At 58.7% G+C, this 12,067-nt stretch carries 11 protein-coding genes; 5 read left to right on the top strand and 6 right to left on the bottom strand.

The window, feature by feature from the left end; translation table 11 throughout:
* Positions 1 to 25: 25 nt before the first annotated feature.
* Together ABHR63_RS00295 and ABHR63_RS00290 are read right to left on the bottom strand one after the other, a co-directional pair.
* Entirely contained in the window at positions 26 to 505 is a 480-nt protein-coding gene (locus ABHR63_RS00295; RefSeq protein ID WP_055309987.1) for a pyridoxamine 5'-phosphate oxidase family protein, read from the bottom strand.
* A 41-nt stretch (positions 506 to 546) separates the two neighbouring features.
* Positions 547 to 3,351 (bottom strand): ATP-binding protein, encoded by a 2,805-nt coding sequence (locus ABHR63_RS00290; RefSeq protein WP_346965849.1) that lies wholly within the window; start codon positions 3,349 to 3,351, stop codon positions 547 to 549.
* A gap of 198 nt (positions 3,352 to 3,549) precedes the next feature.
* Between ABHR63_RS00290 and ABHR63_RS00285 the strand changes: the two genes are divergently transcribed.
* The 4 genes from ABHR63_RS00285 to ABHR63_RS00270 all read left to right on the top strand — a co-directional run bounded on the left by ABHR63_RS00285 (position 3,550) and on the right by ABHR63_RS00270 (position 6,801).
* Positions 3,550 to 3,975 (top strand): potassium channel family protein, encoded by a 426-nt coding sequence (locus ABHR63_RS00285; protein WP_148346595.1) that lies wholly within the window; start codon positions 3,550 to 3,552, stop codon positions 3,973 to 3,975.
* 35 nt (positions 3,976 to 4,010) lie between these two features.
* Positions 4,011 to 4,544 carry an LOG family protein gene (locus ABHR63_RS00280; RefSeq protein WP_250786952.1) on the top strand — a complete coding sequence of 178 codons (534 nt, stop codon included), beginning with the start codon at positions 4,011 to 4,013 and terminating at the stop codon, positions 4,542 to 4,544.
* Positions 4,545 to 4,667: 123 nt separating this feature from the next.
* The gene (locus tag ABHR63_RS00275) at positions 4,668 to 5,981 is read left to right on the top strand and encodes a chloride channel protein (protein WP_346964581.1); all 1,314 of its coding nucleotides are present in this window, start codon (positions 4,668 to 4,670) and stop codon (positions 5,979 to 5,981) included.
* Between the two features lie 28 nt (positions 5,982 to 6,009).
* The gene (locus ABHR63_RS00270; protein ID WP_346964580.1) at positions 6,010 to 6,801 is read left to right on the top strand and encodes an EFR1 family ferrodoxin; all 792 of its coding nucleotides are present in this window, start codon (positions 6,010 to 6,012) and stop codon (positions 6,799 to 6,801) included.
* A gap of 15 nt (positions 6,802 to 6,816) precedes the next feature.
* Here ABHR63_RS00270 and ABHR63_RS00265 read toward each other — a convergent pair whose 3' ends face one another.
* The 4 genes from ABHR63_RS00265 to ABHR63_RS00250 all read right to left on the bottom strand — a co-directional run bounded on the left by ABHR63_RS00265 (position 6,817) and on the right by ABHR63_RS00250 (position 10,122).
* Entirely contained in the window at positions 6,817 to 7,692 is an 876-nt protein-coding gene (locus ABHR63_RS00265) for an EamA family transporter (protein ID WP_271736980.1), read from the bottom strand.
* A 449-nt stretch (positions 7,693 to 8,141) separates the two neighbouring features.
* Entirely contained in the window at positions 8,142 to 8,840 is a 699-nt protein-coding gene (locus ABHR63_RS00260; RefSeq protein WP_346964579.1) for an ABC-2 transporter permease, read from the bottom strand.
* Positions 8,837 to 9,718 (bottom strand): ABC transporter ATP-binding protein, encoded by an 882-nt coding sequence (locus tag ABHR63_RS00255; RefSeq protein ID WP_346964578.1) that lies wholly within the window; start codon positions 9,716 to 9,718, stop codon positions 8,837 to 8,839. Before ABHR63_RS00255 ends, ABHR63_RS00260 begins: the two co-directional genes overlap by 4 nt.
* Positions 9,719 to 9,741: 23 nt before the next feature.
* A complete protein-coding gene (locus ABHR63_RS00250) occupies positions 9,742 to 10,122 on the bottom strand; it encodes a GntR family transcriptional regulator (RefSeq protein WP_225093287.1) in 381 nt (126 codons plus the stop codon).
* Between the two features lie 215 nt (positions 10,123 to 10,337).
* Between ABHR63_RS00250 and ABHR63_RS00245 the strand changes: the two genes are divergently transcribed.
* The gene (locus ABHR63_RS00245) at positions 10,338 to 11,951 is read left to right on the top strand and encodes a peptide chain release factor 3 (RefSeq protein WP_346964577.1); all 1,614 of its coding nucleotides are present in this window, start codon (positions 10,338 to 10,340) and stop codon (positions 11,949 to 11,951) included.
* Positions 11,952 to 12,067 lie beyond the last annotated feature (116 nt).

Below are 12,067 nucleotides of genomic sequence, written 5' to 3'. Positions count from 1 at the left end.
TTATTGATGAGGCCTGCTGAGGGGCTTACTTTTCTTGAATCTGCTTGCCGCAAAGATGCTCAATCGTAATCTCGTAGAGCTGGACGCCCTTAATGTCCTTGGCGATTTCCTCTTCGACTTCCTCGGCAGAAGGGTAGTACTTAAGGGCGAGCTGGCGGACTTTGTCCTCGATAAACGCGGGGGTGTCATTCGCCAGGCGACAACGGCCAAAGACGACGGTGCTCATAACGTAGGGAGCCCAGTCACCGTCCTGGTACCACTCGTTGCCGTAAACGGTAAAGCAGACCTTGTCATCGCGCTTGAGTGCGTCGACCTTGTGGCCAGCCTTGGCGCCATGGAAATAAATCTTGTCGTGCTCGGCGTCGAAGAAGTAGTTGACGGGAATGGCGTACGGGTAGCCATCGTCGCCGTTGACGGCAAAGACGCCGCGCTTGCATGTAGCGAGCAGTTCGCGCGCTTCCTCGTCGGTGATGGCGCGTTTCTTTCGACGTAAGGGCCTAAACATCGTTGGCGTCCTTTCTGCTGCGTATGGTTGTTGAGCACAAACTATAGCGAAACAGCTCCGTTTTTCTTGATGCGGGCGAGTATGTTTTTGAGCTTGTTAAAGTCGAGCGGTTTGGACAGATGGGCGTTCATGCCGGCGTCGTGTGCCGCCTTGGCGTCCTCGGCAAAGGCATTGGCGGTGAGCGCGATGATGGGGATATCGGCTGCATCGACCTTCTCGCTCAGACGAATCGCGCGGGTTGCCTTGTAGCCGTCCATGTCCGGCATCATAATGTCCATCAGGATCGCATCGAAGCTGCCGGCGGGATGCGATAGGTACAGATCGACGACTTCGTTGCCGTTGGCGGCGCGGGTGACCACGACGCCCTCGGATTCTAGCAGCGTCTGGGCAATCTCGGCATTCAATTCGTTGTCTTCGGCGAGCAGCACGTTCATGTCGGCGAGCGAGCAGTCGAGCGCCCTCTCGACCGTATTCGCCCGCGTCTGGGGGTTCTTGTCGATATCGAGCGGAATTTCCACGTAGAACGTGGTGCCCACATGGAGTTCGCTGGTGACTTCGATGGTGCCACCCATCAGTTCAATAAGCGACTTGACGATTGGCATGCCCATGCCGGTTCCTTGGAACTTGCTGCGCGCATCGTCACCTTCTTGGGCAAACGGCTCATAGATATGCTTTAAAAACTCGGGAGCCATGCCAATGCCGGTATCCGAAACGCTAAAGCAAAAGAGCGCGCGCCCGTTATCGAGTGGCTTGGTCTTTGAGCTAAAGGTGACGGAGCCGCCGTGCCTGTTGTACTTAATGCTGTTGTCTAACAGGTTGATCATGATCTGTCGGATATGGATGGGACTGCCGACCATGTATGGCCCCGTGGCGTATGGCAGACTATTGTCCTGCATGGTGATGCCGTTATCGGATGCGCGGAGCTTGCACAGAACCAGCGTATTGTCACAGAGCTCTTTGAGGTTAAAAGGCGCATGCTCCAGTGTTAGCTTGCGGTCTTCGATTTTGCCCATCTCGAGGATGTCGTTGATCAGCGAGAGCAGGTGATTGGCGGCAACGCGCGCCTTGGCACGGCTCTCGCGGGCGACTTGCATATCGCCTTCCTTCAATTCCTCGATCTCGATAAGGCCCAGGATACCGTTGAGCGGCGTACGGATGTCGTGGCTCATGCGCGTGAGGAATGCCGTCTTAGCAGCGTTGGCAGCATCGGCTTTTTTGCGCTCGGTTCGAGCGCGCACGAGCGCCCAGATGAGCAGGACGATGCCGACCGACAACATACCGATGAGGGTAGCTGCAATGGCGGTGCGGTTGCGGTGGAGAAACTGGAACGTGTCCGATTCTTGCGCCGTGTACGACGTTGAGGAGTAATTGCTTGCGGAGAGCGATTCTCCGGCATTGATGATGCCCTTGTTGATGATTCCCGACAGCTCGGGTTTTCCGCGCGAAATCCAGCACGAGAGCTCACGGGTGTCAGGGAGTTCGGCCGTCTCGCAGTCCTCGAGATCATAACGGTCACCGATGGTTTTTACGCGTGAACTGGGAGCGACGATGCAGTGCGCCGTTCCCTTCCTGAGGGCGTCGAACGCTTCATCGTCGGATTGGTATTCGGTCACGGTCGCTGTGGGGAACAGACTTTCAAGTACATTTCGGTTGATAATCGATGATTTGGTGCAGGCGATGTTCTGAAGGTCTTTGTTCAGGTTGCTTCCGGTGTGGATGGCGGTGAAGGATATAGTCCCCAACGATACCGACTGCACAACGCCCGATTGCTCGGCAAACCAGTAATCTCGGTATATTGGCAGCGCAACGTCTATGCTTCCCTTTGACAGGGCCTTCGACATCATCTTGTAGCTATCAAAGGCGACGGTTTTGACCGTAATGCCAAATTGATCGTGCAGCGTCGTTGCAAGCGATGCGAGCGAGCCTTCCATTTCGCCGTCTTCGTCTTCGTTGCAGTAGGGGAGTTTGCCCGTAATGTAGCCGAGCGTGATGGTGTTGCCATTTGCTTTGAGCCAGGAGCGTTCGGGGCTGTTGAGCGATGATGAACCGCTGTTTTGGGTCGAGTAGTTAGATTTGACTTCGTCGTTATAGCGTGGGTTGACGCGGGCGATTGCCGTCATGGCAGCATTGATGTCGTTCATCAGGTCGGAACGACTTTTGGGGACGGCAAGGTAGTAGTCGCTTGAACCAACGTAGAACATGGGCGACGCCTCGGGCGACGAAATGGTGTCGTTCATGATTGCGGCATCGACTTCGTCGTCTGCGAGCGCGTTAAAGAGATCGGATCCTCCGTCATACTCCCTGTATGCGCAGGCGATTCCTTCGTTGGCGAGCCATTGCTGGCCAACGAAGGTTTGCATAACGCCGGGGTTGCAGCCGATAGTGAGACCCTGGAGTGCTTGAGGGTCACCCTTTGCGAGGTCGTCGCGATCGGGCTTGGCGTAGATGTAGTAGCGCTCGGTGCCCTCGGGGTTCGAGGAAAAGAGCAGCTTTTGGGCGCGTTCCTCGGAGTAGGAGATGTTGGGCATGAGGTCGATTTCGCCTGCCTCGAGCATGTCCATAAGCTCGGTGAAGGTGCCGGAGACGTATTCGTACCGCCAGCCGGGCGTGTAGTACGACAGGGTCTGGAGGTACTCGTAGCCCCATCCCGAGAGGCGCTCGCCGGGGGTGCCGTCCTGGAAGCCCTCGTTGTTGACGAGCCAGCCGACGCGGACCGTCTTGACCTGTTGAACGGTGTTGGCGGCATAGACGGGGGCGGGCGCGGCGGCGCTCAGCACGGTAAGCGCGACAAGCACGATGACCAAGGCGCGAGATATAACTAAACGAAGGGCGACGGTAGCTCTCACGTGCAATCCTAACGAATCGAGACAATACCGCATAAGGATACCAGCTCAGCCTGCCTAGCCGGCGGCTGCACCGCTAAACGCTCCCGCCCGGCAGTTGGGGACAGCCCCTTTCTGCCGGCACAAAAGGAACGTCCCTAACTGCCGGTTGTGGGACAATACCGAGCAAACGTGATTGGACGTCTGGGAAAAGGGGTCGCGATGAACAAGTTGAGGACGCTTGCCGATGTGTTGCGACAGGCTGGCTTTGCGCGCATCACGGGCCTGTTTCTTATCTTCTATCTGCTGTGCTCGACGGCCGTCTGGCTGTCCGAGCCCACGACCCTTACGTTTGGCGATGGACTTTGGTTTAGCTTTGAGACGGTCTCGACGATCGGCTTTGGCGATATCCCCGCCGAAACGCCGGTTGCCCGCGGCATTACCGTTATCCTAAGCGTCATCAGTATCTTCTATATCGCCATGCTTACGGGCGTGGCGGTGAACTACTGCAATACGCTCATCAAGCTGCGCCAAAAGGACACCATGGCGCGCTTTATGGACGATCTTGAGCATTTGGAAGAGCTCGATCGTGACGAGCTCGCCGACCTGTCGCGCCGCGTGCGCGAATATCGCCGGCGCCAACGCTAGAACGGGCGCCGCGCGTCACGACGAGGGGGACTGAAATGAATATCACCGTGTATCTGGGTGCCAGCGTCGGTAATGACCCGGCGTTTCTGCCTGCGGTACAGGAGCTGGGCAACTGGATTGGCACCAACGGCCACGCGCTGGTATACGGCGGGTCCAAATCGGGCCTGATGGGCGCGCTCGCCGATAGCGTGCTCGATGCTGGCGGACATGTGACGGGCGTGGAGCCGAGCTTTTTTATCGAGGCCGAGTTTCAGCACGACGGAATCGACGACCTTATCGTGACGAGTGATATGGCCGAGCGAAAAGCCAAGATGATTGAGCTCGGCGATGCGTTCATCGCATTTCCGGGCGGCACGGGCACACTCGAGGAGATTGCCGAGGTTATGTCCGCGGTGTCGTTGGGGCACCTGAGTGCTCCGTGCATCCTGTATAACCTGGACGGTTACTACAACGACCTCAAGGCACTGCTCGGGCACATGATTGATAAAGGGCTTTCGAGCCTGAGGCGCCAGCAGGGCATCTACTTTGCCGACGATTTGCGCGAGATTGCCTCGATTATCAACGGATAAGTCTTGAGCCTTCCTCACTGTGAATCCCAATGGTGCCGTTTGCGGCGCAGATGGTTAGCTCGTTCGGCAACGCTCGCTCTACAATAAACGTATCTATGTCGACTTTGACCGCGGGAGGACCCGATGGATAACCTTGCCAAACCCACAAACCGCGCGCTGTTTTTAGTTAGCGTTGCCGTGACCGGTGCGTTCGCAGGTGCCGCAGTCTGGCTGTTCTTCTTTGCGATGGAGCACGGCATTGATTATTTGTGGACCGAGGTCCCGCATATGCTGGGTGTCTCTTCGCCCGAACTCGCCAGCGGCCCGTTTGGCTTTTTGCCGTACCCGTTTTTCGTTTGCCTGTTGGGCGGCTTGGTGATTGGCCTGTACGAAAAGATGACGGGCATCAAGACCGATGACCTCAACCAGGTGATGGCAAAGGTTAAGCAAGACGGGCGCTACCCGTACGACAACCTGGGCAGGCTTTCGCTCGCGGCATTGCTGCCGCTGCTGTTTGGTGGAAGTATTGGGCCGGAGGCCGGTCTGACCGGCGTTATCGCAGGTCTGTGCAGCTGGGTCGGCGATCGTATGCGTCGCTTTGGCGCCGAGTTTAGGGAGCTCACGCTGCTGGGCACCCAGGCTGCCCTGACGGCGCTCTTTACCGCGCCCGTGTTTGGCTTTGTGGCGCCGCTTGCCGGAAGTGCTGACGGCCAGGGTGCCGGCGATGGCGAGGATTCCGAATCTGGTGAGATCACCATCAGGCTGCCCAAGGCGCAAAAGACCGTGGTTTACGGCATCGCGATTGCTGGCGGCCTGGGCACCTACCTGCTGCTCGGCCAGCTCATGGGCGGCGGCATGGGTATGCCGAGGTTCGAGGCTGCCGTGGTGGGCAACCTGGAGCTTACCTGGCTCATCCCTCTGTCGCTGATCGGCACGGTCTGCGGCTGGCTGTACTTTGTCTCTGAGCACGCGAGCGAAGCATTTGCCCATGCAATAGGGGAACGTCCTGTCGTCAAGGCCATGCTAGCCGGTCTGGCGCTCGCCATCTGTGGCACGGTCCTGCCCTACACCATGTTTGCCGGCGAGACCCAGGCCGGTGTGCTCATGGAAACCTACCTGACCATCCCCGCCGGCGTGCTGATCGCGACCGGTCTTGTTAAGGCCATGCTGACGCCCGCCCTCATCAACCTTGGTTGGCGTGGCGGCCACTTCTTCCCGGTTATCTTCTCGGGTGTGAGCTTGGGCTACGGCCTTGCCATCCTCACCGGCGCCGATCCGGTCTTTTGCGTCGCCGTCTGCACAGCCTCGACGATGGGCGCCGTCATGCGCCAACCCGTTATGGTCGTGGGCCTGTTGCTCATGTGCTTCCCGCTCAAAGGCATCGTCTGTATGATCATCGCCGCCGTCATCGCCGCCGGTATCCCACTGCCCAAGCCGCTGCACAAATGGCGCGGTTAATCGCGAGTCAACTCCAGAGGGGTACGAGATGATCCTGTACTTTAGCGCGACGGGGAACAGCGAACATGTGGCGCGTCGCATTGCGGCGGCGACAGACGACAAGGTTGTGTCGATTGAGCGTTTTGATGCCGAAGCCCTTCGCCTTGTTGCGACGGAAGGCCCCTGCCAGCTGGGATTTGTTGCTCCGGTGTATGCCTGGGGTCTGCCGACACCGATGATCGAGTTTTTGAAGACTGCCGACCTGTCGATTGCTGCCGGTGCAAAGGGCGGCGAGCGCCCCTATACGTTCTATGTTTCGACGTACGGTTCGACGACCGGCCAATCTGCCAAGTTTGCCCGCGACCTGCTGCACGAGCGTGGGCTCGAGTTGGATGCGGCGATGAGCGTCAAGATGCCCGATACCTGGACGCCTGTTTTCGACCTGTCTGACCCTCAAAAGGTTGAGGGTATCAATAGAGCTGCCGAGGCGCAGATTGATGCCGTGATCGAGGCGGTGCGGGCACGCCGCACGGGTAACATGATGCGCCATCGCGTGCCTCTGTTTGCATCGTGCGCGTATCACGCAATTGGGCTGCCGCGCATGCAACAGACGAGCAAGTTTGCCGTCGATGCCGATCGCTGCATCGGCTGCGGCCTGTGTGCCAAGCGCTGCCCCATGGCGGCGATTGAGATGCGCGACGGCCTTCCCGTCTGGACAAAGCCGGAGTGCGCAGCCTGCCTTCGTTGCCTGCACTGTTGTCCCAAATTTGCCATCTCGCACGGTAAGCGCACGGCATCCCACGGTCAGTACAGGCATCCCAAGCCAGGTGTGAGGATGTAGCGGCTGCTGGCCGTGCTACTTCCAAACCGCGAGCGCCGCAGTGCCCAGTACGATGAGGGCGAGACCGATGGCGCTGCGCCGCGAGACCTTTTCGTTGAATGCCAAGCGCGCAAATAGTACCGATACGACAATCGATAGTTTGTCGATCTGCACCACGACGCTCACCTGGCCTGCGGCGATGGCATAGTAATAGAGCAGCCACGATGCTCCGGTCGCGATGCCCGATGCCGCGAGAAATACGAGCTCGTAGCGGTCTACGTGCACGGCTTGGCCCATCTTGCCTTTAGCTGCCACGATTGCCCATGCCATAACCAGTACCACGCAGGTGCGGATTGCCGTGGCCAGGTTTGACTCGACGCCTTCGATGCCGATCTTGGCGAGGACGGAGGTGAGTGCTGCGAACATGGCGGCGCCGAGGGCGTAAGCGAGCCAGGTCCGGTCTTGCTGCTGTTCGGGTCCGGCGGATTGCTGCTTCTCGGTCATTAAAAAAGTGCCGAGGGTAATGACGGCGGTTCCCACGAGCTTAACCGCAAGGTTGCTCGTCTCGCCAAAAAGCACGATGGCGATCAGCGCGGCGAGCACGGTGCTCATCTTGTCGACCGGTACGACCTTATTGACGTCTCCGATGCTCAACGCCTTAAAGTAACAGATCCACGAAGCGCCGGTAGCGAGTCCCGAGAGGACGAGAAAGAGCCAGGATCTGGGTTCGATGCTGCCAATGGTTCCAATGGATCCAGAAATGCCCGCCATTGCCCAGGCGAAAACGAGCACCACGCAGGTGCGAATGGCCGTCGCGACATCGGAGTCGGTCTGCTTGATGCCGCATTTGGCCAAGATGGATGTGATGCCGGCAAAGAATGCTGACGCAAATGCTGCGACGACCCACGACACGGGTGAAATGCCTCCCCAAAGAACAACCGCGCCAGATTTACGGCGCTCGTCCGATGATACCGTCCCGCCATGAAGCTTTGATATCGCTGTGGTGAGACAGGGGCCATAGTTCGAGAGGGCATTTGGTTAAGGCTCGAATCGAAGGTGAATGGTTTTCCGCGAAGTGAACGAGTAAATCTGGACCCCTGGAACATGCACACTTTTTCGAACAAAACTGCAGGATTCTTAGACAAAAACCGCAGGAATTGAGTCCTTAAAAATGTCGATGCTACAGGGTACTGTTTTTACTCGTTCACTTCTCGGAAAAGTATTCACCTTCGATATGCTGACGGTGTCTTTTTGGTTGCCAAGAACTAGACGGCCTGCTGTGAGGGGCGGTGGTGACGCTATGCCGCCTTGTTTCATTGAAAAAATAAGCGGGGTACCACCTAAGCTTTTTTAGCTGTCGATTACAGATCGCGTACTCGATAAACCTTGGTGCTGACAGCGCAGCTGATTGCACATAGTGCGAGCGCCAGTACGGCAATTCCTGCACACAGACAGCCAAGGACGGCAGGATCGGGATTCGCCCCGGCAATCGACATAAGCCAGTTGCTGATGGGGTTGGAGGAGCTCAGCGCTGCCATGGTAAGGCATCCGAGTAGGGCAAACAGGCCAACGGATAGGCGCAGTGCCTCCATGTGTCCAAATCGGAAGAACAGCGGCTGTGCCAAGAACACCATCATGAGGGAGATGAGCATCGATGCTGCCGAGGCAATTGCGATCTCAAAGATGGTTTGTCCTGTCGAGGCCATGCCCGCGCTGTTGAAGAACGGAAGGGCGATGATGTTCAAAAGCACGGCGCCGCAGGCCATGATGGCCGAGAAGACAACGATGTACAGGTAGCGTACGCAAATTATGTCTTTGCGCGTGAGAGGCAGCGTTGCCCGATAACGCTCCCATCCGTTTTGATTGTCGAAGCCGGCCAGCGAGCTCATGACCATGATGGGCGACATGGCGCTGACCGCGCAGGCGCCGGCGCTCATACCGGAATCGCCGTCCGATGCGTTGGCAAGGGTTAGCACGACGAAGATGAACAGGCCGACGCCCGCAATGCTCGGGATGAGCGTGCGAGCGATGGCGAGCTCGGACATAAAGGCGCGTTTCATTTTGAAGCCCCTTTCAGCGTGAGGCGAAGATAGTCGTCAATGGTTGCCCGATCGCAGGGAATCTCGGGAAAGGCCTCGAGCGTTTCGCGACGGTTGGGCACGAGCACGTCCACGCTATAGGCGTGGCGGGCGGCATGGGCACCTTCGACGCAAGCCATAAGCTCGGCGGCCTGCGCTTGGGTGCAGTGGGCGATGCCGGCGCGGTCGGTAATGTCCTCGCGCGGCAGGTCAAACACAATCGAGCCGTTATCGATGCAGATGACGCGGTCGGCGGCGCGATCGAGGTCGGACGTAATGTGGCTCGAGAGCAGCACGCTGTGCTGACCGTCGGCGACAAAAGCAAGCAGCTCATCGAGCAGTTCCTCGCGCGCCATGGGATCGAGGCCCGCGGTGGCTTCGTCCAAAAGGAGTAGCTTGGCATTATGGCTGAGTGCACAGGCAAGCTGCAGTTTCATGCCCATGCCGCGGGAGAGGTCCTTGACCTTTGTCTTGGGATCGAGGCCAAATCGGTCGATGAATCCGGCGAACGTTTTGCGGTCCCACGTGGGGTACGCCGGGCCTACGAGTGCCTCGATCTGGCCCACCTTGAGCGTTGAAGGGAAGGGGCACGTGTCCAGCACGAGGCCGACACGGGCACGTAGACAACGCTGTGTCTCATCGGGCGCGTCGGCGCCACAGCGCTGCCCAAACAGGCGCACCTCGCCGGCATCGAGCTTTATAAGCCCGAGCGCGGCTCGAATCGTCGTTGTTTTGCCAGCACCGTTGGCACCAACAAAGCCGACGATCTGGCCAGGCTCCACGGCAAGCGTGACGTCGCGCAGTGAAAAGCGGTCGCTTACAGTGCGTGAGATGCCTTTGAGTTCAAGCAAGTTTTGCATGGTATAGCCTTTCTTGCAGATGGCTACTGCATGGTTTCGGGGGCTACCAGGTCGAGCATCTCGTGCAGTTTGTCGCGCGTGACGCCCAGGGCTTCGGCTTGTTCTGCCGCCTGCGTAAGCAGCTCTTCGATATGGCAGAGCTGGTTTTCACGCAAGAGTTCTTGGTTGCCGTCGGCAACAAAGCAGCCCTTGCCCTGCACGGTACAGATAAACCCGAGCTGCTCCAGATCGGCGTAGGCGCGCTTGGTGGTGATGACGCTCACGCCTAGGTCGCTCGCGAGTGCGCGGATGCTGGGGAGTTTGGCTCCCGCGGCGAGCGTGCCCGAAAGGATTTGAGCTTTGACCTGCGAGGATATCTGCTCGTAGATGGGCTTGTCGCTCGAATTGGATAGGATAATGTCCACAGCGGCTCCTTAGCTGTTGGGCTACACGTGTATATAACCGGTAAGCACAGTATATATACACTATGCACAGTTATGCAAGAGGCAAATGCTGATTGGGCCGGCTACCCAGGCCCCAACTGATGAATTTGTCCTGATAGGCGCCCTAGAGCGAGATTTCGCGGCTACAATAGTACGGTTACATCGACGTAATGCACTCAATGCAAGAAAGGATCCGCATGGCAAGCCTGTCGGATGAAATCTCGTCGCGCCGCACATTCGCGATCATCAGCCACCCGGACGCCGGTAAGACCACGCTTACCGAGAAGCTGCTGCTCTATACCGGCAGTATCCAGACCGCCGGCTCGGTCAAGGGCAAGAGCTCGGCCAAGCATGCCGTCTCGGACTGGATGGACATCGAGAAGGAGCGCGGTATTTCCGTTACCTCCTCGGTGCTGCAGTTTACCTACAACGGCGCCTGCGTCAACATCCTCGATACCCCCGGCCACCAGGACTTCTCGGAGGATACCTACCGTACCCTTATGGCCGCCGACGCCGCGGTCATGGTCATCGACGGCGCCAAGGGCGTCGAGGCCCAGACCAAAAAGCTCTTTAAGGTCTGTACGCTGCGCCACATTCCCATCTTCACCTTTGTGAACAAGCTCGACCACGAGGCTCGCGATCCGTTTGAGCTCATGGAAGAGATCGAGAATGTTCTGGGCATCAACACCTATCCCATGAACTGGCCAATCGGCAGCGGCCGCAACTTCCGCGGCGTGTTCGATCGTCAGACCCGTCACGTCATTGCCTTTGAGGGCGACGGTCACGCCAACGCCACCAAGAAGGTCGCCGAGGTTGAGGCCGAGTTGGGCGATCCTTCCATGGATGAGCTCATCGGCGAAGAGAACCATAAGAACCTGGTGGACGATATCGAGCTGCTCGATGGCGCCGGCGACGAGCTCGACTTGGATGCCGTGGCCTGCGGCAAGCTGAGCCCGGCGTTCTTTGGCTCGGCGCTCACCAACTTTGGCGTGGAGCCCTTCCTCAAGGAGTTCCTGCGCCTGGCCCCGACGCCGCGCGCCTATACCGATACGCTCACCAGCGAACCGGTCGATCCCTGCCGCGACGACTTTAGTGGCTTTGTGTTTAAGATCCAGGCCAACATGGACAAGAACCACCGCGACCGCATCGCCTTTGTGCGCATTTGCTCGGGCAAGTTCGAGCGCGGCATGGATGCCTTCCACGTGCAGGGCAACCGCAAACTCAAGCTTGCCACGGGCACGTCGATGATGGCCGATGACCGCGCCATCGTGGACGAGGCGTACGCGGGCGATATCGTGGGCCTGTTCGATCCGGGTATCTTTAGCATCGGCGACACCGTGTGCTCCGGCAAGCGCCACGTGCAGTATCCGCAGATCCCGACGTTTGCCCCCGAGATGTTCGCCCGCATTACGCAGGTCGACACGCTCAAGCGCAAGCAGTTCGTCAAGGGTATGGAGGAGCTTGCCCAGGAGGGTGCCATCCAGATCTTCCGCGAGCTTGGCGCCGGCATGGAGAGCGTCATCGTGGGCGTGGTCGGCGTGCTGCAGTTTGAGGTGCTCGAGCGCCGCCTCAAGGCCGAGTACCGTGTCGAGGTTCGTCGCCAGCCGCTGCCCTATACGGACATCCGCTGGATCCAGAACGACCCCGACACCATCGATATCCCGGCTCTTTCGCTCACGCGCGACACCCTGCGCGTCGAGGACATGCGCGGCGGCAAGCTGCTGCTGTTCACGAGCCCGTGGAACATGGATTGGGCAACTGACCACAACCCCGACCTTATCCTGTCGGAGTTTGGCAACGTGGCCTTTTAACGCATCGGCGCGGTGGCCCTGCGGGGCTGCCGCGTCGTTCGCTTGCCTGATGCCGTGTGAGCGGCTATCATACCCACCGTCGTCTCAAGACCGGGGCGTCCGAGCAGTTCGGGTCC

Origin of the sequence: Collinsella aerofaciens, assembly GCF_039752775.1 — a bacterium.
In the GTDB taxonomy this organism is placed as follows: Bacteria; Actinomycetota; Coriobacteriia; order Coriobacteriales; family Coriobacteriaceae; genus Collinsella; species Collinsella aerofaciens_R.
The sequence above is the reverse complement of the archived record's forward strand: the minus strand, read 5'-3'. Positions and strand labels throughout refer to the sequence as shown.